Below are 26,557 nucleotides of genomic sequence, written 5' to 3' on the forward strand. Positions count from 1 at the left end.
AAGCACAGCACCCGCCCCGTCCCCCGCCGCCCCCGGCACACCCGCCGCAACGGCCGGGGAAAAGCTGGCCTACCGGCTGTTCACCGGCCCCGACGACCGCGCCTTTTGCGAGCGCGTTTCGACTGCCCTGGCCGAGGGATACGTGCTGCACGGAGGCCCCTCCGCCACGTTCAACGGCAGCAGCGTCATCGTTGCCCAGGCAGTGGTGCTGCCGGCCGCAATCGCCAGCGCGGACGCCGCCGTCGCCAACGCCGTCGATGATCTGGACAGCGACGGCTTCGGCTACGAAGAGACCATCGAGGGCCACGCGTGAGCTACGCCGGGGACCTCAGCCCGCAGGAAGCCTGGGCCAGGCTCGAGGCGGGCGCCCTCCTGGTGGACGTCCGCACCGAAGGCGAGTGGGCGCACATCGGCATTCCGGACACCGCGTCCGCGAACGGCTTGCGGAACGATCCGCTGTTCATCCAGTGGACCCTGGCCGGCGGCATCCCCAATCCGCAGTTCCTCCAGCAGCTCAAGCAGCAGGCCCCCCAAGAGCAAGGCACCGAACTGGTCTTCCTGTGCCGTTCCGGCGCCCGCTCCATCGCCGCCGCGAATGCCGCCACCGAGGCCGGCTTCACCTCGTACAACGTCCTCGAAGGATTCGAAGGCGAACCGGACCGGCACGGCGAACGGACCGTCAACGGCTGGAAGAACCGGGGCCTGCCCACCAACCGCGGAAAGCACTAGATGACATTCAACCCCGACGCCGCCGGCTGGAGCCCCGACACGCGGGCCGTCCGCGGCGGACTCGACCGCACCGGCTTCCAGGAAACCACCGAGCCGATTTTCCTCAACTCCGGTTTCGTCTTCGAATCCGCCGCCGCGGCGGAGCGCGCCTTCACAGGTGAGGACGAGCGCTTCGTCTACTCCCGCTACGGCAACCCGTCCGTGGCGACCTTCCAGGAACGCCTCCGGCTGCTCGAAGGCACCGAGGCGTGCTTTGCGACGGCGTCCGGAATGTCCGCTGTCTTCACGGCCCTCGGCGCCCTGCTGGCCGCCGGCGACCGTGTGGTCGCGGCCCGTTCGCTGTTCGGCTCCTGCTTCGTGATCCTCAACGAGATCCTGCCGCGCTGGGGCGTGGAGACGGTCTTCGTGGACGGCACCGATCTGGCGCAGTGGCGGGCTGCACTGGCCGAGCCGACGACGGCGGTCTTCTTCGAGTCGCCGTCGAACCCGATGCAGGAAATTGTGGACATCGCCGCCGTCTGCGAACTGGCCCACGCCGCCGGCGCCACCGTCGTCGTCGACAACGTTTTCGCCACTCCCCTGCTGCAGCGCTGCGGGGAGTTCGGCGCGGACGTGATCGTCTACTCCGGCACCAAGCACATCGACGGCCAGGGCCGGGTGCTCGGCGGCGCGATCCTGGGCACGAGGGAGTTCATCGAGGGGCCGGTCAAGCAGCTGATGCGCCACACCGGCCCGGCGCTCTCCGCCTTCAACGCGTGGGTCCTCACCAAGGGACTGGAGACCATGGCACTGCGGGTGAACCACTCCTCCGCCTCCGCACTGCGGCTGGCCGAATGGCTTGAGGAGCAGCCCGCGGTGAACTGGGTGAAATACCCGCTGCTGAAATCGCACCCGCAGTACGAGCTGGCCGCGAAGCAAATGAAGGCCGGCGGCACGGTGCTCACGCTCGAGCTCTCGCCGCCGCCGGGCCGCTCCGCCAAGGACGCCGCGTTCGCCCTGCTGGACGGGCTCCGGATCATCGACATCTCCAACAACCTGGGCGATGCGAAGTCCCTCATCACCCACCCCGCCACAACAACACACCGCGCCATGGGACCGGACGGCCGCGCGGCGATTGGGCTCGGCGACGGCGTGGTGCGGCTCTCCGTGGGGCTGGAAGACATCGATGACCTGATCCGCGACCTCGGACAGGCACTCAAGCGGGTCTAGGGTTGCTTGCAAAACACTGCCGCGAACTGCCCACTCGGCGCCGCCCTGTTCAGCCGCCCTGTTCAGCCGCGGCGAACCCGGCCCAGGGAGGACGCCTCGCCGGAGGGAACCCCGGTGCCGGTTCCCTGCACTGTCAGCGTAATGGCCCGGCGGACGACGGCGACCAGTCCGCCCTGCGCGTACGGCCGGCGCTGAAGCTGCGAGCCGGTGCCCTCGGCGAGGATCCGCGCGACGCCCTCCCGGACCAGGTCCAGCTCGCCCTGGTCCGCCAGCACGGGGGCCAGATAGTCCACGAAGGCATGGACGACCTGCCGGGCGGGGGCGGGCGTGAAGGTGCCGAAGTCCAGCAGCTGCCCGCGCAGCCCGCAATTGCTGGCCTGCCAGGCCGCCATGCGCAGCAGCAGCGTGGGCACGGGGGCGGGTTCGACGCCGTCGTGCCATTCCCGGCACGCCGTTTCCACGAGTGCCCGCACCAGCACCGCGATCAGCGCCGCGTCCTCGGCGCGGAGGCAGATGTCGGAGACCCGAACCTCAACGGTGGGATGGTGCCGGCAGAGCCGCGCGTCGAAATAGATCATCCCCTCGTCCAGCAGCACCCCGCTGTCCACAAGCCGGGTCACCACCCTCCGGTACGCCGGAAGACTGCCGAAGATCATGGTGGGGCCCGAGCCCGGCCAGCGGTTCCAGGCCTGCGTGCGGTAGCTTTCAAATCCTGTCTCTGCGCCGTTCCAGTAGGGCGAGTTCGCGCTGAGGGCGATCAGCACGGCCAGCTTGTCGCGGATCCGGTCCATCACCGCCACCCCCTCTTCCGGGGACTCCACGAAAGTGTGGACGTGGAAGCCGCAGGTCAGCTGGTTCCGGACGGTGAGCCCGAAGCGTTCCTGCATGGTGACGTAGCGCGGCTTGGGCGTGGTGTGGGTCGCGGAGCCCCGGGGCGAGGTGGCCAGGGCAGCGATGCGGGCGCCGTGTTCCCGTGCGGCCTGGTCTGCGCGGGCTCGGCCCTGGTTGACCTGCCGGAGCAGCTCCGCGTAGTCCAGGCACGGCGGCGTCTGGGTTTCAATCTGTTCGAGCTTGAGTTCGAAGCTGAACCCCGCGTCCTCGTGGACCGGCGGCTCGGGCGCCGCAGCTGACACGTCCCGGCCGGTGTCCGGCTTTGGCGGGACCAGAGTGGGCAGCATAACGTCGGCCAGGGCAAGGGGCATCCCTGTTTCCGGGTCGACGATCAGCAGTTCTTCCTCCACGCCGAAGGTGCGCATGCATCTATTGTGCGTCAGGACCCGTCCAAGCGCGCTACCCCAACGCGGGGTCGCTCCGCGCCCATGCCGGGCCGCCGGACGGGCGCGGAGTGACCCCGCGTTGCTTGGGCCAGCCGGGTCAGCCGGGTCAGTCCTGGAAGTACTCGATCTTCGCGCCGATGGTGTTGAGCCGCTCGGCCAGGTCTTCGTAGCCGCGCTCGATCACGTAGATGTTCCGCAGCTCCGAGACGCCGCGGGCAGCGAGCATCGCCAGCAGCAGGCAGGCGGCGGGGCGGAGCGCGGGCGGGCAGCCCACCTCGGCCGCGCGCCACTTGGTGGGTCCGTTGACGTAGATCCGGTGGGGATCGAGAAGCTGCACCTGGGCACCGAGCTTGTTCAGTTCGGTCAGGTAGATCGCGCGGTTGTCATAGACCCAGTCGTGGATCATCGTCTGGCCCTTGGCATTCGCGGCGATGACCGCGAAGAACGGCAGGTTGTCGATGTTCAGGCCGGGGAACGGCATCGGGTGGATCTTGTCCTCCGGCGCGCGCAGCTCGGACGGCCTGGTGGTGACGTCGACCAGCCTCGTGCGGCCGTTGCGGGCCAGGTATTCGCCGGACACCTCCAGCCGCTGGCCCATCTGCTCCAGCGTCGCAAGTTCGATTTCCATGAACTCGATGGGGACGCGGCGGATGGTCACTTCCGAGTTCGTCACAATGCCGGCGGTGATGAGGCTCATCGCCTCGATCGGGTCCTCGGACGGGAAGTATTCGATGTCGACGTCGATCGAAGGCCGGCCGGTGATCTTCAGGGTGGTGGTTCCCACACCGTCGATCTCGACGCCGAGCATCTGCAGGTAGAAGCACAGGTCCTGCACCATGTAGTTGGGGCTGGCGTTGCGGATGATCGTGGTGCCGCGGCGGTGGGCGGCGGCCATAATGGCGTTCTCGGTGACGGTGTCGCCGCGTTCGCCCAGCACGAAGGAGCGGTCGAGCCCGTCCGACGGCGGTGCCTGCACCGCATAGAAGCCGGACTTGGCGTCCACGCTGAGGCCGAACTGGCGCAGCGCCTGCATGTGCGGCTGCACGGTGCGGGTGCCGAGGTCGCAACCGCCCGCGTAGGGCAGCCGGTATTCGCTGGATTCGTCCAGCAGGGGACCCAGCAGCATGATCACGCTGCGGGTGCGGCGGGCAGCCTCCACGTCCATGGAGCCGAGGTCCAGGACGGCGGGACGGCGGATCTGCAGATCGCTGGCGTTGAGCCAGGTGCATTCGACGCCGATGCTGGTCAGCACCTCCACGATCCGGTTGACCTCTTCGATCCGGGCCAGCCGGCGCAGCGTCGTGGTGCCGCGGTTGATCAGGCTTGCGCAGAGCAGGGCGACGCCGGCGTTCTTGCTGCTGTTGACGTCAACGGCGCCGGAGAGCCTGCGGCCGCCCTCGACCCGGAGGTGGGCCATGGCCGGGCGGCCCACCTTGACGATGGTGCGGCCGAAGATCGACTCGAGCCGCTGGATCATTTTCAGGCTCAGGTTCTGCTTGCCCTGTTCCATTCTGGCGATGGCGCTCTGGCTGGTTCCCAGCTCGGCGGCGAGCTGTCCCTGGGTCCAGCCCTTCTGGCCGCGGGCATCGCGGAGCAGCACACCTACATGTTCAGCAGTCTGTTGAGTCATCACAAGAAAATATCACGGATGAGTTATTCACCCCGGGGATTGCCGCCGGAATGCCGTTAAGCTCACAGGGATATCCGTACTGTGCGATACTGCCCGCTACTGCCGCGTCAGGAAGACCATATTCCAGGTCCCGGCCCCCAGTGCCGCGGCGGCGGAAGCCACGGCGATACCCAGCCCGCCCAGCAGCACCCACACGTCCAGGATGCTGTAGGTCGATGTCCGCGCCCACGTCCGCTGTGAGCCGCCAAACCCCCGTGCCTCCATGGTGACCGCCAGCCGGGAGGCACGCCGGACCGCCTGGACCAGCAGCCCGAAGCTCTGCCCCAGCGTGGCCCGGAGCCGCTGCACCGGATTTCCGCGGGAGCCCACGCCGCGGGCACGGCGCGCCATGCCGATGGTCTGCCATTCCTCGGCCATGAGCCCCACGAGCCGCATCGCGGCCAGCGTGCCCAGGACGAAGCGGTGCGGAAGTTTCGCGTTCTGCGCGAGGGCATCGGCGAGGTCAGTGGGGTCGGTGCAGCTCATCAGCAGCACTGCCGGCAGGGCGATCGCCAGTCCGCGGAGCATAAAACCCAGCCCCAGCTCGAGGGATCCCTCGCTGATGGACCAGATCCCGGCGTCGAACAGTATGCCCCCGGAATCCGGCGCCAGGATCGTCGTGCTCCACCCGCCCAGGGCCGACGCCAGGACCAGCGGCCAGCCGCGCTGCCAGAGCAGGCCGAGGGTCAGCCCGGCCAGCGGAAAAAGCGCCAGCTCGAAAGTGAGCGCCACCGAGGCGGACACCCAGTCGATGGACAGCGCCAGGACCATCGTGATGAGCACGACGGCGGCGAACTTCGCCAGCGGGTTGGCGCGGGTCAGGAGTGCGTGGTTTCCGCGCAGCGTCTGCTCTTCCCTCATGGCGCGCCCACCTTCCCCGGTTCGCGGTGCCCAGGTCCTTCGCACTCCGGGGCACGGAGGCTGAGCTCGGTGCCGCCCAGGACTTCGGTGAATTCCGCATCGTGCGTCACGGATACGACGGCGGTGCCTGCGTCGAGAAGTTCGGAGAGGAAGGAGGCAAGCTCGGCCCAGGTGTTGGCGTCCTGGCCGAAGGTCGGCTCGTCCAGGACGAGCACCCGCGGGTGCGCGGCGAGCACAGTGGCCACGGAGAGGCGCCGTTTTTCGCCGCCGGAGAGGGTGTAGGGGTTGGCGTCCACGAGCTTGGTCAGCCGCAGTCGTTCCAGCAGTTCGTCCACCCGATCTTCGCCGTGGCCCAGGTGCCGGGGCCCGAACATCAGCTCGTCAAGCACACGGCCGGTGACGAACTGGTGCTCAGGCTCCTGGAATACGGTGCCGATCCTGGCGATCAGCTGTTGCGCCTTCCACGTGTACGGATCGATCCCGGCGCCTGCGCTCAGTTCCGGTGTGGCGGACACCTTGCCGGACACCGGCGCGAGCAGGCCCGCCAGGGTCAGGGCGAACGTGGACTTCCCCGAGCCGTTGGGGCCCGTGATGGTCAGCGCTTCTCCGGCGCGGATCCGGGCGGTGATGCCGGATTGCACGGGTTCCGGCGCGACGGTGCGGAACCCGCCGCGGAGACCGGCCCGGCGGGGACGTTCGCGGGAGACAGCGAGGTCCCCGGCGGCGAGCAGCAAATTCCCCGCGGATCCGGCCCCGGAGGTGCCGCTGCCGGAACCTTCCGTGGTGCGTGCCCGGGTCTGCGGCACATAGTCCGGCACCCAGACGCCCGCAGCTGTGAGCATGTCCCGTGCCTGTGCCAGGACCCGGTCCGGCGGACCGTCGATCAGCACGGCGGCGTCGGTGGCCGATCCTGGCTGCAGCACCACAATCCGGTCCACGAGGCCCTTCCAGACCGAGACCCGGTGCTCCACCACCACCAGGGTTGCGCCGGTCTTGTCCAGGCAGCGACCCACGGCGTCGCGGACTTCCAGGACGCCGGCGGGGTCCAGGTTCGCGGTGGGTTCGTCCAGCAGGATCAGCCCGGGGCGCATCGCCAGGATGCCGGCGAGCGCCAGTCGCTGCTTCTGGCCGCCGGAGAGAGACGACGTCGGATGGTCGAGCGGCAGCCGGCCCAGCCCGACGTCGTCGAGTGCTTCCGCTACCCGGGACCAGATCTCCGCCGGGGGCACGGACAGGTTCTCCGCACCGAACGCGACGTCGTCGCCGAGGCGCGAGAGCACCACCTGGGTCTCGGGATCCTGCTGCATCAGCCCGGCCCGGCCGCGCTGTGCCCGCGGCGGGGCACCGTCGATCAGGAGGCTGCCGGTCTCGTCCGAGTCCCCGGTGTCCGCCGGGGCGTCACCGGCGGAACCATCGCCCAGCACCCCCGCCAGGGCATGGAGCAGCGTGGATTTGCCGGCGCCGGAGGGCCCCAGCAGCAGCACGCGTTCGCCCGGCCGGATGTCCAGGTCCAGGCCGCTGACGGCAGGTTTGGCCCTCCCTGCGTGCCGCCAGCCCCAGCCGCGCGCGGTGATCGCGGCCGGGCGGCCGGCCGTCTCAGATGTCATCAGTCGTGTGCGGCTATGGCTATCAGGAGAAGACGGGTTCCGATGCGGCCTTGCGGGACGCGAAGGAGCTCAGCACCCCGGTCCTGGCCAGCCCGCGGGTGGCGAGCCAGGACAGTCCGCCGGCGATCAGGGCGCCGGAGATGGCGGTGAAAATGATGTAGGCGAGCTTGTCGCCGCCGGCGTACGCAATATTCCAGCCCCAGGGCATAAACGAATCGTTCAGTCCGCAGAACAGGCCCGCGCCGGCACCGGCCAGCAGGGCCACCGGCAGGTTGAACTTCTTGTAAACGAACGCGGCGAACACCAGTTCCGCGCCGAGGCCCTGCAGAAGGCCGGAGATGAGCACCGTGGTGCCGTACTGCGAGCCCATAATGAGCTCGCCGGTGGCGGCCACGGCTTCGCAGAACAGGGCGGCGCCCGGCTTGCGGATGATGAGCATGCCCAGCACCGCCGGGATCATCCAGCCACCAGCGTAGAGCCCGGTCAGCGGCGGGTAGAACGCGTTGACGGGGGCGGAGATGAGGTTGGCGCCCTGGGACCAGGCCCAGAAAATTACGCCCCCGGCCACCGCGATCAACGCGGCCACCACAATATCCACCACACGCCAGTTGTGACCGGGCCGGGTGGGTACCTTCCGTGCAGAACCATGCTTTGCGGATGTATCAGTCATGTCGTCCTCCTGAGGAACAGGAGGGGAGAGTGTCCCGGCGGGTCACGGCTTCCGCCGCCCCTCCGGGCACTCTGAGAACTCGACTCCCTTGCGCCGGTACTAACCGGATCAGGTTCGAGGGTCTGCGGCTGTCCGCACTCTCAGCGCCCACCTGCGGTTCCGCTGGATTTCTCCAGTGATGCCCGACGGCGGCGCTCCCCTGTCGTATTAAAGATCGCCCTTGTGGGCGTTGCCTAGTTTACACCCGCTGCGCCGCGAATTCCGTGGCCCGCCGTCACAATCCTGCGGCCCGCGCTGCCGCAGGTTCCACCCGGCCGGACACCCCGGTTCGCAGAGCCGGCAGGGCTGGCCAAAGACGGCCAAGTATCGGAGGCTGGATCACATGACCAACCCACCAGAGTCTTCCCCCGGCTACGACCCGGACTCCGCGGAACCCCAGCCGCACGGATCCCTCGCGGCACTCATCGGCCGCATCCTGGCCGAAATCGACGAGCTGCAATTCCAGTCGTTCAGCAAAGACGATGCCCTGGACCTCGGGCTCCTCCTGGTCGAACTCGGCAGGCAACGCTCGCACCCCATCGCCATCGACATCACCAAAGGTGAGCAGGTGCTCTTCCACGCGGCGCTGGAGGGTGCCACCCCGGACAACGAACGCTGGATCAGGGCCAAGCAGCGCACGGCCGTCCGCTACGAAGTCCCGTCCCTGCTCGTGGGTCTTCGGGCGCGGGCTGCCGGCGGGAGGATCGAGGACAACGCCTGGTTCGACCAGCAGGTGTTCGCGGCGCACGGCGGCGCCTTTCCCATCTATGTGCGGGGAACCGGGGCCATAGCCACTGTCACGGTTTCGGGCTTGCCGCAGAAAGCCGATCATGAGCTGGTGGTGGAAGCACTGTCGGAAATCCTCGGCCAGACGGGACCGCCAGCCTGGGGTCCCGGCACCGGGCCGGGAACGCTAGGCTAGGGGAAGCCCTGTTTCCTCCCGCAAGGAGTTGCGAAGAATGAACATTTTCATCAAACTGCTCGGCACCGGCATCAGCCTGCTGGCCGGCTTCGTCGGCACCAAGCTCGTCGACACCGTCTGGGAGAAGTCCACCGGCAACAAGCCGCCCAAGGGCCACGACGACGACGTTCCCACCACCCTGCGCTCGGCCCTGACCTTCGCGCTGATCTCCGCCTCGGTCAGCGCCATCATCCAGGTCCTCGCGAACCGCGGCACCCAGCGCGCTGTCACCCGCTTCGCCAAGTCCCAAGACCTGGTTTAAGGCGCCTGGTTTAGGGCGCATCGTCTAGCCATCACCGCTCGTCGGTAGGCGCGGCGCCGCCGTCGCCGTCGTCCGTGAGGCCGCGCGTATTCGCCGCGTGCTGCACCACGGCTTCCAGCTCATCGCTGCTCAGCAGTTCGCGGTGCAGGTGTTTGGTGCGGTAGCCGGCCCGGCCCACCATGTGCGCGGATACCGGCACGGTCAGCAGCTGGAAGATCCAGGCCACCACGAGCACCGGCCACACCCACCAGCTGCGCATCTGCAGCCCCACGGAGGAAAGCAGCAGGAACAGTCCGAGCACCTGCGGCTTGGTGGCGGCATGCATCCGGCTCATGAGGTCCGGAAAGCGCAGCAGGCCCACGGCCGCGGCCAGGGACATCAGCGCTCCGACCACCATAAAGACGGCCGAGACGGCGTCGATCACGGTGTCGCCGGGGAACGATTCAGGATTCACGGGTATGCTCCCGCCGGTCGGCCACGAATCTGGCCACGGTCACGGATCCGATGAACCCGATGATGGACACGGCCACCACCAGCATCAGGTTGTTCAGGTGCCGGTTCACGGCCATGTCGATGCACAGCGCCGCGCCCAGGATGGCGAGCAGCACGTCGGCCGCCAGTACCCGGTCCAGCAGCGAAGGGCCCCGCGAGATCCGGATGATGGCGCCCGCGGCGGCCAGGGACAACACCACCGAAGTGACGGTCAGGACAAGCTGCATCATGGGCCCGCCTCCTGCTTCAGTGCGGATAGTTCGTCTTTCGTGCCCATGATCCGGATCAGCCCGGCCTCGGTGTCGCGGACGTCCTTGCGGAGCTTGGCGGCATCCGCGGCATCACGGACGTTGATGCCGTGGATGTAGAGCGTCGACGTGGACCGGTCCACGTCCACCACGAGCGAGCCGGGGATCAGTGAGATCACGTGTCCGGTGGCGGTCACCAACAGGTCGGAGTGGCTCCGCAGCGGGACGGCGACGACGGCGCTGATCACCCTGGGACCCTTGGCGACGGCCAGGTACAGGACTTGGAAGCTCGCTGCCACGACCCTGACGAGGAAGATCAGGGCAAACGGGATGGCCCGCAACAGGTTGAAGCGGCCGCCGAGTTCCACCGGGGGCAGGTAGAACAGCCTGGCCACGACGATGGCGATGAGGGCACCGAAGAGCAGATTGCCCGGGCTGAAGTCCTGCCAGAGGGAGCACCAGACAACCACCAGCCAGACCAGCAGGGGCAGTTCCTGGCGCAGCGAGATCCGCTTCCGGCTCATTTGCCATCCCCCGGATGCTGCGGCTGTGACAGCGCGGGGACGGGTGCGTCCTCGCCCAGCACGGCCTGGATGTAGGCGGTCCGGTCCAGCATCTCCCCGGCGGACTGGTCCGCAACCCGGAACAGCGGCCCGGCGAACACCGTCAGTGCGACGCCGAAGACCACCAGTCCCAGGGTGGAGCCCACCATGGTCCGCGGCAACAGGGTGACGTTGGTCTTCCCGGCCCGGTCCCCCGTGGCTGCGTCCCCGGGAGCGGACAGCAGTACGGGGTCCGGGTGTTCCGCGTCCTCGGGTTTGCGCCAGAACGCACGGTTCCAGACCCTGGCAACCGCCAGCAGGGTCAGCAGGCTGGTCAGCACTCCGCCGATCACCAGGGCGAACGCGAGCGGCGTGCCGAGTTCCACGCCGGCCTGCAGCAGCCCGAGCTTGCCCAGGAAGCCGGAGAACGGCGGGATCCCGGCCAGGTTCATGGCGGGGATGAAGAACAGCACCGCCAGCACCGGGCTGAGCTTGGCCAGCCCGGCCAGGCGGTCCACCGAGGAACTTCCGCCGCGGCGTTCAATCAGTCCGGTCACCAGGAACAGGCTGGTCTGGATAGTGATGTGGTGGGCCACATAGAAGACGGCGGCACCGAGGCCGGCCACCGAGGACATGGCCAGGCCGAACACCATGTAGCCGATGTGGCTGACCAGCGTAAAGGACAGCAGCCGCTTGATGTCGCTCTGGGCCAGTGCGCCCAGAATTCCGACCAGCATGGTCAATAGCGCGGCCACCATAAGCGGAGAGTTGAGGGTGTCGCCCGGGAAGAGCAGCGTTTCGGTGCGGACCATGGCGTAGACGCCCACTTTCGTCAGCAGCCCGGCGAACACCGCGGTGACGGGTGCCGGAGCCGTCGGATACGAGTCGGGGAGCCAGAAGGACAGCGGGAACACTGCGGCCTTGATCCCGAAGGCCACCAGCAGCATCACGTGCAGCAGTGTCCGGGTGCCCTGGTCCAGGTCGGCGAGCTTGATGGCGAGGTCGGCCATGTTGATGGTTCCGGTGGCGCCGTAAATCATCGCGATCGCGATCAGGAAAAGGACCGAGGAGACCACCGAGACCACCACATAGGTCACGCCCGCCCGGATCCGCGGACCGGTCCCGCCGAGGGTCATCAGCACGTAGCTGGCCGTCAGGAGGATCTCGAACCCCACGTAGAGGTTGAACAGGTCCCCGGACAGGAAGGCGTTGGATACCCCGGCCACCAGGATCAGGTAGGTCGGGTGGAAGATCGAGACCGGCGCGTCCTGGTCGCCGTCGGCCATGCCCTGCCCGGTGGCGTAGATCAGCACGGCGAGGCTGACGGCGGAGGAGACCACCAGCATCAGCGAGGAGAACTGGTCCACCACCATCACGATGCCCCAGGGCGGCAGCCAGCCGCCGATGTTGACCGCCTCGGTGCCGCCGTCCCAGACGGAGGCGAGCAGGAGGCATTCGAGCAGAAGCGTCAGGGACAGCAGCCCGATGCTGACGGTCCGCTGGGCCCGGGAGTGCCGGATCAGCAGGAAGGTCAGGGCGGCGCCGAGGAGGGGAAGTACGACGGCGAGCGGGGCGAAGCTTGCGATGTTCACTTATCCCCTCCTTCCTGGCCTGGTGGGGTGACGTTTAGGGAGCCTGGCTGTTCTTCCGCGGCAGCGTCCTCGACTGTCAGCTTGCGGTCGCCTACCGTGACGGTGGCGGTTGCGGCAGCGCTGTTTCCGGGGGTGTTGGAAATGCCGTCGCCATCCGAGCCGATCATGGTGAGCGGGAATTCGGAGGTTTCGGCGGGGATGACGGAGTCGTCCTCGGCGTCGAAGCTGGGGGTTTCGGCGACGCGGCGGTCCTCGGCGTCGTCCTGGATCTCGTCCTGGCGGGCTAGGACCCAGGTCCGGTAGATCATGGCGAGCATAAACGCCGTGACGGCGAAGGAGATCACGATCGAGGTGAGGATCAGCGCCTGCGGGAGGGGATCGTTGTAGTCCCGCGGGTCCGTGTCCTTACTGAACAGCGGCGCCAGCCCGGCGTAGCCGCCGGTGGCCAGGATCAGCAGGTTGGTGGCGTTGGCCAGCAGCATCAGGCCCAGGAGGACCCGGGTGAGGCTGCGTTCCAGGATCAGGTAGATGCCGCACGCGTACAGGGCTCCCATGACCGTCAGCAGGGTCAGGTTGACGCTCATGCTTTCCCCCCGGCAGTGGTTTCCGCTGGTTCTGCGTCGGCGGCCTCCGCGGCGGCTCCGCCGCTTTCCTGGTCCTCGGATGATTCCGCCGACTGCTCCTCGAAGTGCTCGTCGATCTCCGCGCCGAGGCTGCGCAGCACGTCCAGCACGAGGCCGATGACGACGATATAGACGCCGATGTCGAAGAGCGTCGAGGTGACGAACTTGATGTCCCCGAACACCGGGAGCCAGAGCTCGATGATGGCACTCTGGAATACCTGGCCGCCCAGCAGCAGGGGCGTTACTCCGGAGGCCGCCGCCGTCGCGAGTCCGATGCCGAGCAGGGTTCCGGCACTGATCGGGGTGGCTTCGCGCAGTTCGTAGCGTCCGCCGGCGAGGTAGCGGAGGGTCAGGGCCAGCCCGGCGGTGAGGCCGCCGGCGAAACCTCCGCCGGGCAGGTTGTGGCCGGCCAGGAGGAGATAGATGGAGAACACGATCATCGAGTGGAAGATCAGCCGGGTGACCACCTCGAAGATGATCGAGCGGCGTTCCGGCGCCAAGGTCCGCCCGGCCACGAGCCAGGCGTCGCGGCTGGCGGCGGCGAAGCGGCGGCTCATGGCCAGTGCGGCGTCGTCGCGGGTGTTGCCCGGGACGGCCGTGCGGCGGCCCACTGTCCCTTCGTCCGCGGTGGAAGAGGGGCGGATGCGGTCCCCGCGGCCCCGGACGAAGATGAGGCTCGCCACGCCCGTCGCGGCGAGGGCCAGGACGGAGATCTCGCCGAAGGTGTCCCAGGCCCGGATGTCCACGAGGGTCACGTTGACGATGTTCAGTCCCCCGCCGCCCTCGTAGGCCAGCTTCGGGAACTCGAGCGAGACGGGCTGCGCCACACGGGCGCCGAGGGCGTAGATGGCGACGAAGATCATCGTGACGCCGAAGGCGGCGCCAATGATCACGCGGGCGACACGGTATTTTCCGCCGGTGCGGTCCCGCAGTTCGGCGGGGAGGCTGCGCATCGCGAGGACGAACGCCACCAGGACGATGGTCTCCACGAGCATCTGGGTCAATGCGAGGTCGGGGGCGCCCTGCAGGGCGAACATCAGGGCGATGCCGTAGCCGGTCACGGAGACCATCAGCACGGCCAGGAAGCGCTTGTTGGCCCGGACGGCGGCGAGTGCCCCGATCACGATTCCGGCGCCGACCACAATCTGCAGCGGGGAGTTCGGGTCGATGAAGTAAACGTCACCGGGGAGCGGCTTGTTGGCGAGGACCAGCGCGGTGAGCGGCAGGACGAACGCCACGGTAAGGATGACGGAGAGGTAGAAGAACAGCGAGCCGCGCTGGGTCCGGCCGGTGACCCAGACGGCGGCGTCGTCGAGGGCTCCGATGGCCAGCTGGTAGCTCCGGTCGGCGTCGATCCAGCCGGGAACCAGGTCCTGCGCCCGGGAAATCGCGTTCCGGCCGTAGAACATGGCCAGGCCAAAGGCGAAGGTGATGGCAGTCAGCCCCAGCGCCGGCGTGAAGCCGTGCCACAGCGCCAAATGGCCGGCGGCGCCGCCGTCGGCCGCCGGACCGTTCACCGTGCTGCTCGAAAAGAGTGCGGCGTACGGCTGGATCCAGCCGTCCACGGGGTCCGGCCAGACGCCGTACACGATGGTCAGGACGCTCAGGATGGCCGGGGCGGCGAGGAACGCCGGCTTGATCGGCTTGAACGGGGTGGCCTCGACGCCGGGCTTGACCGCGAAGGCGCCCCACATGAAACGTGCGCTGTAGGCGAAGGTGAGGACGGAGCCCAGGACCAGGCCGATCAGGATCACCATGCCCCAGGGACCCGCGGCGGGGTCCGCGGAGTAGTGGACAAAGGCCTCGAAGACCGATTCCTTGGCGACGAAGCCGGCCAGCGGCGGGAGACCGGCCATCGAGGCGGCGCCGATCGCGGCCACCACGGCCAGCGCCCGGGAGGAGCCGTAGACACCGGAGAGCTTGCGGATGTCGCGGGTTCCGGCCTGGTGGTCGATGATGCCCACCACGAGGAACAGCGTGGCCTTGAACAGCCCGTGCGCCAGGAGCAGGGCAAGGCCGGCGAGTGCCGCGTCGGGTTTGCCGAGTCCCACCACCATGGTCAGGAAGCCCAGCTGGCTGACGGTGCCGTAGGCCAGGATGAGCTTGATGTCCGTCTGGCGGAGGGCGCGGTAGCCGCCCACGAGCATGGTGGCCAACCCCAGGCCCAGCACCACCGGGAGCCAGAACGCCGTTTCGGCGAAGCCCGGGGCGAGCCGCGCCACGAGGTAGATGCCCGCCTTTACCATCGCGGCGGCGTGCAGGTAGGCGCTCACCGGGGTGGGGGCGGCCATGGCGCCCGGCAGCCAGAAGTGGAACGGGACGAGGGCCGACTTCGTGATCGCGCCGATCAGGATCAGGACGACGGCGGCGCCCACGGCCGCCCCGGCGGGTCCGTTGACCAGTGTGGGGGCCTGCCCCAGGATGGCGGAGATCCGGTATGTTCCGGCGCTGAAGCCCAGCATGACCAGGCCCACAAGCATCGCCAGGCCGCCGGCTGTAGTCACCACGAGGGCCTGCAGCGCTGAGCGGCGCGCGGACAACCGGGTCCGGGCGTAGCCGATCAGCAGGTAGGACAGTACCGTTGTCAGTTCCCAGAAGATGAACATCAGGAGCAGGTCGTCGGCGGTGACCAGGCCGAACATGGCGCCGGCGAAGGCGAGCAGCTGGGCGGCGAATCCGCCCAGGTAGTCGTCCTTGTCCTTGAAGTAGCGGGCGCAGTAGGCGAGCACCAGCGCGCCGACCCCCAGGACCAGCAGTGACATGACCCAGGCCAGGGCATCCATCCGGAAGGCGAGCTCGAGTTTAAGGTCGGGGATCCACGGCAGCACCTCTGCCGTTGCGCCTGGAGTTCCCGCGTCCGCGTAGACGGCGCCATGCTGCAGGATGAGCCAGACGAACGAACCGGCGGGGACCGCGGCGAGGGCGTAGAAGGAGTTCCTGCCGAATCTCCGGAAGATAAACGGCGCCACAGCAGCCACCGCAAAGTGCACGGCAAGGACTGTGATCACTGGTTATCTCCGCAACGTCAGGAATTCGATTGTCAATAAGTTGGAGCAGGCGGGTAGTCGTTAGGTTCAGTGCGGACAGTTTACCAAGCGTCGACAAATTCTTTTCCCTCGGTCCTACACACGGCTTCCGTGAAACCGCCCTGTTTGTCCTGCCGGAGTTCACCGCCGGCGGATACTATTCACGCTATGAACTCCGCCCCCGCCCCCGAGTCAATGCGACCGCCCTCGGAACTGGAATCGGGAAGCCAGGTCGCCAACAAGGGGCGGGTCCTTGCATGGGCCGCGTGGGACTGGGGTTCCGCAGCCTTCAACGCAGTAATGACCACCTTTGTCTTCACGGTCTACCTGACGTCCAGGGCATTCGGCGGCGAGGACCAGGCCTCCGCCGTCCTCGGCGGGGCGCTGGCCATCGCCGGCGCCGCCATCGCCCTGCTGGCGCCCGTCACCGGGCAGCGCTCCGACGCCGGCGGACGCCGCAGGCTGTGGCTGGGCGTCAACACGGCCGCCGTGGCGCTCCTGACCGGTCTTTGCTTCTTTGTCTTCCCGCGCCCGGAATTCCTGCTGCTGGGTGTGACGCTTATTGCGCTGGGCAATGTGTTCTTCGAGTTCGCGGGCGTCAACTACAACGCCATGCTGACGCAGATCTCCACCCCGACGAACATCGGCAAGGTCAGCGGCTTGGGCTGGGGCATGGGCTACGTCGGCGGCATCGTGGCGCTGCTCATTGTGCTTCAGCTCTTCGTCCAGCCCAGCTTCGACTGGTTCGGTTCCTCCACCGAGGACAGCCTGAACATCCGTCTCGTGGCCGTGTTCTCCGCCCTGTGGTTTGTCATCTTTGCCCTGCCGGTGCTGTTCGCCGTCCCGGAACTACCCAGGACCAAACAAGGCGCCGGAATCAGCTTCCTGGCTTCCTACGGCCTTCTGGTGCGCCGGATCCGGGCGATTTACAAGACGAGCCCTCACACCATCTTCTTCCTGCTGGCCAGCGCAATTTTCCGGGACGGGCTCGCTGCCGTGTTCACCTTCGGCGGGATCATCGCGGCCGGCACCTTTGGCTTCGAGCTCAAGGAAGTCATCTTCTTCGCCATCTTCGGCAACGTTGTGGCCGCCGTGGGCGCCATCCTCGGCGGTTTCCTGGATGACCGGATCGGGCCGAAGGCTGTCATCATCGGCTCCCTGATCGGCTTACTGATTGCCGGCTCCGTGATCCTGGTCCTCGGCAACGGAAGCTATGTTTTCTTCGGCACGGAGTGGGCCGGCACCACGACCTTCTGGGTTTTCGGGCTGTTCCTGTGCCTCTTCGTGGGGCCCGCACAGTCCTCCTCGCGCGCCTATCTGGCGCGGCTCGCCCCGCACGGCGAGTCCGGCGAACTCTTCGGCCTGTACGCCACCACGGGCCGGGCCGTCAGCTTCCTGGCCCCGGCCCTCTTCACCCTGTGCATTACCGTCGCCGCCCCGCTCGTGCCGGCCGGCGAAGCCCAGCGCTGGGGCATCCTCGGCATCATGGTGGTGCTGCTCGCAGGACTCCTGGTGCTGCTGCCGGTCAAGCCGCCGGGGAAGGTGGAAATCGCCGTCGTCCCCGAAGCCTGATCCTGCGCGAAAAGCCGCACCGCGCACTAGGCTGAAGGCATGAACGTGGATGAGACTGACCTCCCCGGCCTCGGCCGGCGCAAGGACTTCATGACCGCCTCGGGGCGCCGGATCGGCGTCGTTGAATACCGGGAAGGCCAGACCGAACTCATCGTCTCTACCTGGGACGATCCGGACACCTGCCAGGCGTCCATCCCGCTGACCGCCGATGAGGCCGCGGCCCTGGGCAACCTCCTGGGCGGCCAGCGCCTGGCGATGCAGCTCTCGGAAGCGCACCGGGAAGTCCCGGGGATCGTCACCCGGCAATTCTCTATCGGCGCCGGATCTCCCTTCCACAACCAGCCGATGGGCAAGGCCTGCATCCGGACCCGCAGCGGCGTCTCGATCGTGGCCATCATGCGCGAAGGCGAAGTTGTCCCCTCCCCGGGGCCCGACGTCGTCCTGCACCCCGGTGACCTCCTCGTTGCGGTGGGAACGCAAGAAGGCCTGGATACAGCGGCCGCTATCCTGCGCAACGGCTAAACGGCATGGATCCGCTCGCACTGACCCTGATCGAACTCGGGGCCGTCGTGTTCTGCCTGGGCCTGCTGGCCCGGCTGGCCGGGCGGATCGGAATGTCCCCGATCCCGCTGTACCTCGTTGGCGGACTGTTCTTCGGCTCCGGCGGGCTCGTGAAACTCGAGGGGATGCACGAGTTCACGCATCTCTCGAGCGAGATCGGCGTCATTCTCCTGCTGCTTATGCTCGGTTTGGAATATTCCGCTGCCGAGCTGGTCACCGGGCTGCGCCGGTCCTGGCAGGCCGGTGTCCTGGACCTGGTCCTGAACTTCCTCCCCGGCGCCGGGCTGGCCGTCATGCTGGGCTGGGGCCTCGTAGGTGCCATGGTGATGGGCGGCGTCACCTATATTTCCTCGTCCGGCATCGCGGCCAAGGTGATCACCGATCTGGGCCGGATCGGCAACCGCGAGACTCCGGTGGTGCTGTCCATCCTCGTGTTTGAGGATCTGGCCATGGCGGTCTACCTGCCGATCCTGACGGCTACCCTGGCCGGCGTCAGCTTCGTCGTGGGGCTGCAGACCGTGGGGATCTCCCTCGCCGTCGTCACCGTTGTGCTGCTCGTCGCGCTGCGGCACGGCCACCATGTCTCAAAGGCTGTGCACAGCGAAAACTCCGAGGTGTTCCTGCTCAACCTGCTCGGCGCAGCGCTGCTCGTGGCCGGGCTGGCTGCCGCCATGCAGGTCTCCGCCGCCGTTGGCGCCTTTATGCTCGGGATTGCCATTTCCGGTGTGACGGCGCACAACGCCACCCGGATCCTCGAGCCGCTGCGGGATCTGTTCGCTGCCATCTTCTTCGTGGTGTTTGGCCTGAACACGGATCCCTCGACCATCCCGCCGGTCCTCGGCTGGGCCCTCCTGCTGGCCCTGGTGACGGCGTCGACCAAGATGATCACCGGAATCTGGGCGGCGAAGCGGGCAGGGATCGGTGTGCCCGGCCGCTTCCGTGCCGGCGCGGCGCTGATTGCCCGCGGCGAGTTCTCGATCGTCATTGCCGGCCTGGCGGTGGCGTCCGGCGTGGTCCCGCAGCAGCTCGCGGCCCTTGCCACGGCCTATGTGCTGATCATGGCCATCACCGGTCCACTGGCGGCAAAGTACGTGGAACCCATCGTCGCGAAGCTGCGGCGGCCGGCACAGCCACCGGCAGTGCGTACGGCCGGCGGGGTCTAGGCAGCCGTCCTGCCCGGCGCGGCCTAGAGGTCGGCGCGGCCTACAGGTCGGTGCGGTGGAAGTTCAGGTGGCTGCGGCTCGCTGTCGGGCCGCGCTGGCCCTGGTAACGGTTGCCGTATTCGCCGGAGCCGTAGGGGTGCTCTGCGGCCGAGGTGAGCCGGAAGAAGCACAGCTGGCCGATCTTCATGCCCGGCCACAGCTTGATCGGCAGCGTCGCCATGTTGGACAGCTCCAGGGTGACGTGGCCCGAGAACCCCGGATCGATGAAGCCGGCGGTCGAGTGCGTGAGCAGGCCCAGCCGGCCCAGCGACGACTTGCCCTCAAGCCGGGCGGCGATGTCGTCCGGCAAGGACACTGTCTCGTAAGTAGAACCCAGGACGAACTCGCCCGGGTGCAGGATGAAGGGCTCGCCGGACTCAACCTCAACGAGGCGGGTCAGCTCGGGCTGTTCCTCCGCCGGATCAATGTGGGCGTACTTGTGGTTGTCGAAGAGCCGGAAAAACCTGTCGATCCGGACGTCCACTGACGATGGCTGGACCATGGCAGGGTCGAACGGCTCCAAAACGATCCGTTGGGAGTCAATTTCTTTGCGAATGTCGCGGTCTGAGATCAGCACAGTCTCAAAATTACCGTACTCGTCCAAGGCGGGCGCGCGGGGTGCCAGTGTTACGGACCGAACGGCCGCCGGCAAGGACGCCCGGGTCCCCGCCGGACTGACGCCCGGATGGCATCTATTCCGTTTCGGGTATATCTTCCAGCAACGTCTTGAGCCGCTCCAACTGGCAGACTTCGGCCTTCATCTGCCGACGGAACGGGTACTTCAGCCGGGCGAGGATCCCGCGCGGCTCGCACTCCAGGGCGAAGCGGACGCGCGTGCGCTGGCCTTCGGTACTGAGGTAATAGCCGCCGTGCGGGCGCGTCTGGCCGACAAGGACCCTGTACTGGATTTCCGCCCCCGGCCGGGCTTCGGTGATCTCGAAATCGCCGGCGATGGGGCGGCCGCGCGGGCCGGCGAGGGTCTGCCGGTAGACGGCACCCTTTGACCCGGGGGCGCCTGATTCCAGCTCGATGCTGCGGATTCCGGCGCGCCAGCGAGGCAGATTTTCCGCATCCACCAGGAAGTTGTACACGCTCAAGGCATCACGCTGGATGACGACGTCGTACTCTGCGAATGCCACGGAAATCCTTGCTCTGGGGACGGCTGACGGGCGTAGCCCGCTTCCCCGGAGACTGCAGCTAACTCTTTCAGGATAGACAGCAAGGCCCGCCGCACGCTGCCGCGCGGCGGGCCTTTATCGAACAGTTATGGACTCCCCTGCTGTATTACGTCTGGGTGCCCATTCCGGTTGCCTACTTCTCTGTCAGCTTCGGCACCGAGAAGACCACGCCGGCGCCGATCACGGCGAAGACGGCGAACATGTAGAAGTTCACTTCCCAGCCGAAGGCCAGGCCGGCGATCAGTCCGCCGATCAGCGGGCCGCAAATTGCGCCGATGCGTCCGATGCCGAGGGACCAGCTCAGGGCGGTCGCGCTGAGGGACTGGGGATAGTGGGTGGCGCAGTAGCCACCCACCAGGATTTGTGTGCCGACCGAACCGAGGCCGGCGAAGGCGACGATCACGAGCAGGATGGCCAGCGGGAGCTTCAGGCTGAGCATCAGGATGGCAACGAACGCCAGCAGGAAGGATGCCGTGACGACCTTCCGGATTCCGATCCGGTCTGCCAGCACCGAGGCGCTGATGGACCCGACGATCGCACCGGCGTTGAGCACCAGCAGGAATGTCAGGGCATCGCCGAGCTGGAAACCGGCCTGGCGCATGATCTGCGGGAGCCAGGTGTTCAGCCCGTAGACAAGGAGCAGCCCGCAGAAGTTGGCGAGCGCGAACAGGATCGTGGACCGGACCCACTTGCGGGTGAAGAGCGTCTTCATGGCGGACTTCGGCGCCTCGGGGCCGGTCTTGACGTCCTCGGCGGTAACGATGTCCGAGTAGACCAGGCCGTAGCGCTCCGCGGTGGCCTTGGCCTCGTCGGTACGCTGCTTGCGGGCCAGGTAGGCGACCGATTCCGGCAGAAACTTCCAGGCGAACGGGAGCAGCGTGACGAGCGGCAGTGCGCCGATGGCGTACATCCAGCGGAAGTCGATGTGCTGGAGCAGGTTGATGGCGAGCAGCGAGGCGGCGACGCCGCCGACGGAGTAGCCGCTGAACATTGCGGCGTTGGCGATCTGGCGCCGTTCCTTGCGGGCGTATTCCACGGTCAGCGCGATACAGGTCGGGACGATGCCACCCAGGCCCAGGCCGGTCAGGAAGCGCAGCAGGCCAAAGACCTCCGCGGACGGCGCGAGGGAGGTCAGCAGCATGCAGACGGAGAACCAGGCGATGCAGGCCAGCATGATGCGGCGGCGGCCCAGCTTGTCGGTCAGGATGCCGACGGACAGCGTGCCCACCAGCATGCCGACGAGTGCCAGGCTACCGATCAGCCCCGCCTGTGCGGGGTTGATGCCCCAGTCCTGGAACTTCAGGATGGTGGGCACGGTGGAGCCGTAGACCACCAGGTCGTAGCCATCAAACACGATGGCCAGGAAGCACAGGATGAGAACCGAGTGGCCCTTCCAGCGGGATGATGCCTCGTTGCGCAACTCAGTCGACATTGACTGCGTCATGGATGTACCTCTCGTTGATGTTGCGAAGGAATTGTGTGGTAGCTCACATGCTGTATCCACTGTGTCACTCTTTGATTCCGACAGTAAACAAATCAGTATATATCGTTTGCATAACGATCGTCATGGTCTCGCCGGAGCCGTGTCAGTGCCCCTTGAACGCCTCCGCGAGCCACCAGGCGCCGCCGTCGGACGCGATCTTGGCATCGATCACGAGGGGGCGGGCCGGCCGCTCGTGCACCCAGCTGCGCACCGCCGCCAGGTCGGTGACGTCGCGGACCGTGACCGCGTCCGCGCCGAAGCCACGGGCGATCGCGGCGATGTCCGTGTCCGGGAAGGTGACGGCGCCGAGGTCGACGGCGGGGCCGCCACCGTCAGCGCCGGCCGCACCGAAGTGGTGGACTTCGGCGCCGTAGCCGGCGTCGTTGTAGATGATGCAGAGCAGCGGCAGGCACAGCCTGACCGCGGTTTCCAGCTCGCTGATGCCCATCAGGAAGCCGCCGTCCCCGGCGCCAAGCACGGGCAGCCGGTCCGGCCGGGCCAGCGCGGCGCCGATCGCGGTGGAGAGCCCGAGGCCGATCGACTGGAAGGCCTGGGTGAAGCAGAAGCCGAACTCGTCCGGGACTTTCAGATAAGTGCTGGGGTAGCCCATGAAGTTGCCTGAGTCGATCGAAACGATCCGGTCCGCGGGCAGGATGGCGTCCAGTTCGCGGGTGAGCACCCGCGGATCGATCCGTCCGCCGCCGGAGAGGTCCGGGGTTTCGACGTCGTTCCAGCGCGAGCGTTCGGCGATGGCCCCCGCGTTGGCTGCCGTGCGGTACCGCTCCGCCGGGTCCGGCTGCAGCGTGTGCAGCTCGGCCAGGACGTCCGCCGCCGTCAGCGCGGCATCCCCTACCACGCCCAGGTGGACGGGGCGGTTGGCGCCGAGCGCGGAATCCTCGACGTCGACCTGGACGACGGCGGTCCCGTCCGAGATCAGGTGGCCGTGCCGCATGGTCCACATGTTCAGGGCGCAGCCCCAGCCAACGATCAGGTCGGCGCGCTGGATCAGCTCGGCCGCGAGCGGTGAGGAGAAGCCGCCGGAGATCCCGAGGTTGAAGTCCTCATCATGGAACAGCCCGTTCGCCACGGCGGACGTGGCCACGAGGGCGCCGGCGTGGGCGGCGAGGCTGAGCAGTTCCTCCCGCGCGTTCCGTGCACCGCGGCCTGCCACGAATACCGGGCGCTCGGCGGCGTTGATGAGATGCGCGAGTTGTCGGACACTCTCGGCGGCCGGGCGGATGGGCCGGGCGGCAGTAACCGTGGGCGCAGCAGCACCTGTCTCGGAGACAGCCGCCGGCGCCGGGGCGGCCTGGACGTCGAGGGGCAGGTTGAGCACCACCGTGCGGCGCTCGTTCCGGGCCGTGCGGAAGGCCCTGACGGTATCAGCGACCGCGGTGGCCGGGGAATGGATCCGCTCGCTCACGGCGCCGACGCTGCGGGCCAGGGCGTCCTGGTCGATCTTGAAGTTGGAGCGGACCGCGGAGCCCTGGGTGTCGGCCGTCAGCACGATCAGCGGCGTGCGGCTCTTGGCCGCCTCGCCGATGCCGGTGATGGCATTGCTCAGCCCGCAGCCCTGATGGGTGCTGACGACGCCGACGCGTCCGGACATCCGCGAATAGGCGTCCGCCATGGTGGCAGCGCCGCCCTCGTGCCGGGCGGCGGTGAAGGGTATGCCGGCGTGGCGCAGGGCGTTGGTTGCCTCAAAGTTGCCGCTGCCGACGACGCCGAAAACATGGCCGACGCCGAGCCCGGCCAGGGTGCGGCCGACCAGCTGGGCCACGGTTTCGGTCGCGGTCTGCTGCGGGGCCTCGACGGCTGCTTCCAGCGCGCCGGGGGAATCTTGTGAAGCTAATAGCATGGACTTACCTCCCACTAAGTAATGCACTGTTCCTGCTCTTCGAACTTCCAGGCGGCATCCATGAACCCCACCGGGCCCCTCCCCCGCACTGCGACGGCGGCGTCGCTGGAACGGACCATCGAATGGGTGGATACCGATGCTGCGGGCCACCAGCACAATTCGGCGGTGCTCCGCTTCGTAGAGGCCTGCGAAGCCCGGCTCTTCCGGGAGCTGGATCTGCCGGAGTATTTTCCGTCGGCACCGCGGGTTCGCCACGAGCTCAACTACCGGGCGAAGTTGTACTTCGGCCAGCGGGTCACCACCACCGTAGTGGTGGAAAAAATCGGCCGCACGTCCATGACGTTCGGCTTTGAAGTGTGGGGCGAGGAATTCCGGGGCGAGCCCCGTGTCCTCGCCGCCCACGGATCCTTCGTCACGGCCCATGTAGCCCAGGGCGCCGCGGCCGCGAGCCCGTGGCCGGCCGAGTTGACGGCCAAGGTCACCGCCCGCGACGCCGCTAGCCAGGGCTAGCTGCTACACCGACGCCGGCACTTTCGCCGGCGTCCAGCGCAGGTGGGTCGGCAATTCGGCGATCTCCGGCTCCCGCACCAATGCCAGCCGCGGCCGGACGGCGTCGGTCCGCGCGGACGGCGGCTTCCGGCCGCCGGCCCGGAACTGCTGTGGCCAGTCGGCGCCGGGGCCGCGGTAGTCCTGCTCAATCGCCGCGTGCAGCGTCCACTGCGGGTCAAACAGGTGCGTGCGGCCGAGGGCGCAGAGGTCCGCCCGGCCTGCCAGCAGGATCGAGTTGACGTCGTCGTAGGAGGACACCGCCCCGACGGCGATCACCGCCACGCCTGCCTTGTGCGCCACTTCCTGCCGGATGCGGTCCGCGAACGGGGTCTGGTAGCTGCGGCCGTAGGCCGGCTTCTCCTCCTTGACCACCTGGCCGGAGGAGACGTCCACCCCGTCGGCGCCGTGCTCCACGAACGCCCGGGCAATCGCGACGGCGTCGTGCTCATCGTTGCCGCCGGGCGCCCAGTCCGTCGCCGAAAGCCGCACGGTCAGCGGCTTGTCCGCCGGCCAGGCGGCGCGGACGGCGTCGAACACCTCCAGCGGGTAGCGCAGCCGGTTTTCCGGCGATCCGCCGTAGTCGTCGGTGCGCCGGTTGGCCAGCGGCGAGAGGAACGAGGAGAGCAGGTAGCCGTGCGCGCAGTGCAGCTCCAGCAGGTCGAAGCCCGAGGCGGCCGCACGGATGGTGGCGGCAACGAACTCGTCCCGGACCTGGTCCATTTCGGCGCGGCCGATTTCGCGCGGGGCCGGGCTGCCGGGGCCGTAGGCGATGGCCGAAGGTCCCACCGGCTCCCAGCCGCCCTCGGGCAGCGGCTCGTCGATGCCGTCCCACATGAGTTTGGTGGAGCCCTTGCGGCCGGAGTGTCCCAGCTGGACGCCGATGGCCGCCGTCGAGCGGTGGTGCACGAAGTCGACGATCGCGCGCCAGCTCTCCTGCTGGGCCTCGTTGTAGAGGCCGCCGCAGCCCGGCGTGATGCGGCCGGTCTCGGAGACGCAGACCATCTCGGTCATGACCAGGCCGGCACCGCCGAGGGCCTTGCTGCCAAGGTGGACCAGGTGGAAGTTGCCCGGGACACCGTCGGTGGCGGAGTACATGTCCATCGGTGAGACAACGATCCGGTTCTTCAGTTCCAGCCCGCCGATCCGGTACGGCTGGAACATGGCGGGCGCACTGCCCGTGATGCCCTGGGTGCGGGCGAATTCCTCGTCCACCCGGGCCGCGAACGCGGGGTCGCGCAGCTTGAGGTTGTCGTAGGTGATCCGGCGGCTGCGGGTGAGCAGGTTGAAGCAGAACTGCACCGGGTTCTGGTCCTTGTACATGCCGATGTTCTCGAACCATTCCAGCGAGGCCTGCGCGGCGCGCTGGGTGGATTCGACGACGGGCCGGCGCTCCGTTTCGTAGGCTTCCAGGGCGGCCCCGAGCCCGGAGTGCTCGTGCAGGCAGGCGGCGAGGGCGAGGGAGTCCTCCATGGCCAGCTTGGTGCCGGAGCCGATGGAGAAGTGCGCGGTGTGGGCGGCGTCGCCGAGGAGCACGATGTTGCCGTGCCGCCAGGCCTCGTTGCGGACCGTGGTGAAGTTGATCCACTTGGAGTTGTTGACCAGGACCTCGTGGCCATCCAGCTCCTCGGCGAAGATGGTGCGGATGGCGCCCACGGCCGCCTCGTCGCTTTCGCCGGGTGCGAAGGCCTGGTGCTCGGTGGCGTCGAAGCCGGCGCTGCGCCAGACGTCCTCGTGCATTTCGACGATGAAGGTGCTGCCCTCGTCCGAGTAGGGGTAGCCGTGGATCTGCATAACACCGTGCTCGGTGTCCTTGACGAAGAACTTGAACGCCTCGAAGACGAGGTCGGTGCCGAGCCACATGTACTTGGACTTGCGGACGTCCAGGCTGGGCCGGAAGACCTCGGCGTAGCGGGAGCGGACGGCGGAGTTCAGGCCATCAGCGGCGAGGACCAGGTCGTAGTCCCGGCTGAGTTCCTCGACGTCGGGCGCCAGGGTGCTGAAGCACAGGTCGACGTCGAGTTCGGCGCAGCGGCGCTGCAGCAGCTCCAGCAGTTCCTTGCGGCTCATGGCGGCGAATCCCTGCCCGCCGACGGTGTGCTGCACGTCCTTGAAGTGGATGTCGATGTCGGTCCAGCGGGCGAAGCGCTCGGACATGTACTCGGCGATCACGGTGTCCGCGTTGCCGATTCCGCCGAGGGTTTCGTCGCTGAAGACGACGCCAAAGCCGAAGGTGTCGCTTGCGGCGTTGCGTTCCCAGACGGTGACCTCGTGGTTCGGGTCCAGCTGCTTCATGAGGGCGGCGAAGTACAGTCCGCCCGGACCGCCGCCGATGATTGCGATTTTCATG

General features: G+C 67.9%; 25 protein-coding genes and 1 riboswitch. Of the genes, 9 read left to right on the forward strand and 16 right to left on the reverse strand.

Annotated elements, in window-relative coordinates:
- The first annotated feature begins 64 nt into the window (after positions 1–64).
- From ACZYZE_RS11015 to ACZYZE_RS11025, 3 genes are read left to right on the forward strand one after another with little or no spacing between them, the layout of a single operon-like run.
- Complete coding sequence (locus ACZYZE_RS11015; RefSeq protein WP_459319446.1) at positions 65–313, forward strand: DUF1737 domain-containing protein; 249 nt, start codon at positions 65–67, stop codon at positions 311–313.
- The gene (locus tag ACZYZE_RS11020; RefSeq protein WP_459319416.1) at positions 310–729 is read left to right on the forward strand and encodes a rhodanese-like domain-containing protein; all 420 of its coding nucleotides are present in this window, start codon (positions 310–312) and stop codon (positions 727–729) included. The genes ACZYZE_RS11015 and ACZYZE_RS11020 overlap by 4 nt, the downstream gene beginning before the upstream one ends.
- Positions 730–1,938 (forward strand): O-succinylhomoserine sulfhydrylase, encoded by a 1,209-nt coding sequence (locus ACZYZE_RS11025; protein ID WP_463907663.1) that lies wholly within the window; start codon positions 730–732, stop codon positions 1,936–1,938.
- Between the two features lie 62 nt (positions 1,939–2,000).
- Here the strand turns inward: ACZYZE_RS11025 and ACZYZE_RS11030 are convergent, their stop codons facing one another.
- From ACZYZE_RS11030 to ACZYZE_RS11050, 5 genes are all read right to left on the reverse strand, one after another.
- Positions 2,001–3,194: a glutamate--cysteine ligase 2 gene (locus ACZYZE_RS11030; protein WP_463907665.1), complete on the reverse strand. Its 1,194-nt coding sequence runs from the start codon at positions 3,192–3,194 to the stop codon at positions 2,001–2,003.
- A gap of 127 nt (positions 3,195–3,321) precedes the next feature.
- Complete coding sequence (locus tag ACZYZE_RS11035; RefSeq protein ID WP_459319419.1) at positions 3,322–4,845, reverse strand: UDP-N-acetylglucosamine 1-carboxyvinyltransferase; 1,524 nt, start codon at positions 4,843–4,845, stop codon at positions 3,322–3,324.
- A 96-nt stretch (positions 4,846–4,941) separates the two neighbouring features.
- The gene (locus ACZYZE_RS11040; RefSeq protein WP_459319420.1) at positions 4,942–5,745 is read right to left on the reverse strand and encodes an energy-coupling factor transporter transmembrane component T family protein; all 804 of its coding nucleotides are present in this window, start codon (positions 5,743–5,745) and stop codon (positions 4,942–4,944) included.
- A complete protein-coding gene (locus tag ACZYZE_RS11045) occupies positions 5,742–7,352 on the reverse strand; it encodes an ABC transporter ATP-binding protein (protein WP_459319421.1) in 1,611 nt (536 codons plus the stop codon). The genes ACZYZE_RS11040 and ACZYZE_RS11045 overlap by 4 nt, the downstream gene beginning before the upstream one ends.
- A 22-nt stretch (positions 7,353–7,374) precedes the next feature.
- On the reverse strand, positions 7,375–8,022 hold the full coding sequence (locus tag ACZYZE_RS11050; RefSeq protein WP_459319422.1) for an ECF transporter S component: 648 nt from the start codon (positions 8,020–8,022) through the stop codon (positions 7,375–7,377).
- Between the two features lie 67 nt (positions 8,023–8,089).
- Positions 8,090–8,233, reverse strand: a riboswitch (TPP riboswitch).
- 171 nt (positions 8,234–8,404) lie between these two features.
- Here ACZYZE_RS11050 and ACZYZE_RS11055 point away from each other — a divergent pair.
- Both ACZYZE_RS11055 and ACZYZE_RS11060 read left to right on the forward strand, forming a co-directional pair.
- A complete protein-coding gene (locus tag ACZYZE_RS11055; protein ID WP_459319423.1) occupies positions 8,405–8,983 on the forward strand; it encodes a heme-degrading domain-containing protein in 579 nt (192 codons plus the stop codon).
- Positions 8,984–9,020: 37 nt separating this feature from the next.
- Positions 9,021–9,284 (forward strand): DUF4235 domain-containing protein, encoded by a 264-nt coding sequence (locus ACZYZE_RS11060; protein ID WP_459319424.1) that lies wholly within the window; start codon positions 9,021–9,023, stop codon positions 9,282–9,284.
- A 31-nt stretch (positions 9,285–9,315) separates the two neighbouring features.
- Here the strand turns inward: ACZYZE_RS11060 and mnhG are convergent, their stop codons facing one another.
- The 6 genes from mnhG to ACZYZE_RS11090 are packed head-to-tail and all read right to left on the reverse strand — an operon-like array spanning position 9,316 to position 15,789.
- Positions 9,316–9,738 carry a monovalent cation/H(+) antiporter subunit G gene (mnhG, locus tag ACZYZE_RS11065; RefSeq protein WP_463907667.1) on the reverse strand — a complete coding sequence of 141 codons (423 nt, stop codon included), beginning with the start codon at positions 9,736–9,738 and terminating at the stop codon, positions 9,316–9,318.
- Entirely contained in the window at positions 9,728–10,006 is a 279-nt protein-coding gene (locus ACZYZE_RS11070; protein WP_459319426.1) for an MrpF/PhaF family protein, read from the reverse strand. Before ACZYZE_RS11070 ends, mnhG begins: the two co-directional genes overlap by 11 nt.
- Positions 10,003–10,548 carry a Na+/H+ antiporter subunit E gene (locus tag ACZYZE_RS11075; RefSeq protein WP_463907669.1) on the reverse strand — a complete coding sequence of 182 codons (546 nt, stop codon included), beginning with the start codon at positions 10,546–10,548 and terminating at the stop codon, positions 10,003–10,005. Before ACZYZE_RS11075 ends, ACZYZE_RS11070 begins: the two co-directional genes overlap by 4 nt.
- Positions 10,545–12,158, reverse strand: coding sequence for a Na+/H+ antiporter subunit D (locus ACZYZE_RS11080; protein ID WP_463907671.1), 1,614 nt, complete (start codon positions 12,156–12,158; stop codon positions 10,545–10,547). The genes ACZYZE_RS11075 and ACZYZE_RS11080 overlap by 4 nt, the downstream gene beginning before the upstream one ends.
- Positions 12,155–12,742: a Na(+)/H(+) antiporter subunit C gene (locus ACZYZE_RS11085; RefSeq protein ID WP_463907673.1), complete on the reverse strand. Its 588-nt coding sequence runs from the start codon at positions 12,740–12,742 to the stop codon at positions 12,155–12,157. Before ACZYZE_RS11085 ends, ACZYZE_RS11080 begins: the two co-directional genes overlap by 4 nt.
- Positions 12,739–15,789 carry a Na+/H+ antiporter subunit A gene (locus ACZYZE_RS11090; RefSeq protein WP_463907675.1) on the reverse strand — a complete coding sequence of 1,017 codons (3,051 nt, stop codon included), beginning with the start codon at positions 15,787–15,789 and terminating at the stop codon, positions 12,739–12,741. The genes ACZYZE_RS11085 and ACZYZE_RS11090 overlap by 4 nt, the downstream gene beginning before the upstream one ends.
- A gap of 186 nt (positions 15,790–15,975) precedes the next feature.
- Between ACZYZE_RS11090 and ACZYZE_RS11095 the strand changes: the two genes are divergently transcribed.
- From ACZYZE_RS11095 to ACZYZE_RS11105, 3 genes are read left to right on the forward strand one after another with little or no spacing between them, the layout of a single operon-like run.
- A complete protein-coding gene (locus ACZYZE_RS11095) occupies positions 15,976–17,379 on the forward strand; it encodes an MFS transporter (protein WP_463907677.1) in 1,404 nt (467 codons plus the stop codon).
- 39 nt (positions 17,380–17,418) lie between these two features.
- Positions 17,419–17,901, forward strand: coding sequence for a cation:proton antiporter regulatory subunit (locus ACZYZE_RS11100; protein WP_459319432.1), 483 nt, complete (start codon positions 17,419–17,421; stop codon positions 17,899–17,901).
- Positions 17,902–17,906: 5 nt separating this feature from the next.
- Positions 17,907–19,103, forward strand: coding sequence for a cation:proton antiporter (locus ACZYZE_RS11105; RefSeq protein ID WP_459319433.1), 1,197 nt, complete (start codon positions 17,907–17,909; stop codon positions 19,101–19,103).
- 40 nt (positions 19,104–19,143) lie between these two features.
- Here the strand turns inward: ACZYZE_RS11105 and dcd are convergent, their stop codons facing one another.
- The 4 genes from dcd to ACZYZE_RS11125 all read right to left on the reverse strand — a co-directional run bounded on the left by dcd (position 19,144) and on the right by ACZYZE_RS11125 (position 23,661).
- Positions 19,144–19,719 (reverse strand): dCTP deaminase, encoded by a 576-nt coding sequence (gene dcd / locus ACZYZE_RS11110; protein ID WP_459319434.1) that lies wholly within the window; start codon positions 19,717–19,719, stop codon positions 19,144–19,146.
- Positions 19,720–19,834: 115 nt separating this feature from the next.
- Entirely contained in the window at positions 19,835–20,281 is a 447-nt protein-coding gene (locus tag ACZYZE_RS11115) for an SRPBCC family protein (protein WP_459319435.1), read from the reverse strand.
- A 172-nt stretch (positions 20,282–20,453) separates the two neighbouring features.
- Positions 20,454–21,764, reverse strand: coding sequence for an MFS transporter (locus ACZYZE_RS11120; protein ID WP_459319436.1), 1,311 nt, complete (start codon positions 21,762–21,764; stop codon positions 20,454–20,456).
- Between the two features lie 142 nt (positions 21,765–21,906).
- Complete coding sequence (locus ACZYZE_RS11125) at positions 21,907–23,661, reverse strand: thiamine pyrophosphate-binding protein (RefSeq protein WP_463907681.1); 1,755 nt, start codon at positions 23,659–23,661, stop codon at positions 21,907–21,909.
- A gap of 60 nt (positions 23,662–23,721) precedes the next feature.
- Here ACZYZE_RS11125 and ACZYZE_RS11130 point away from each other — a divergent pair, with 60 nt between their 5' ends.
- The gene (locus tag ACZYZE_RS11130) at positions 23,722–24,171 is read left to right on the forward strand and encodes an acyl-CoA thioesterase (RefSeq protein ID WP_463907683.1); all 450 of its coding nucleotides are present in this window, start codon (positions 23,722–23,724) and stop codon (positions 24,169–24,171) included.
- 3 nt (positions 24,172–24,174) lie between these two features.
- Here the strand turns inward: ACZYZE_RS11130 and ACZYZE_RS11135 are convergent, their stop codons facing one another.
- Positions 24,175–26,556, reverse strand: coding sequence for a bifunctional salicylyl-CoA 5-hydroxylase/oxidoreductase (locus ACZYZE_RS11135; RefSeq protein ID WP_463907685.1), 2,382 nt, complete (start codon positions 26,554–26,556; stop codon positions 24,175–24,177).
- Position 26,557: the final 1 nt, after the last annotated feature.

The sequence above is a fragment of the Pseudarthrobacter woesei genome, assembly GCF_055412745.1.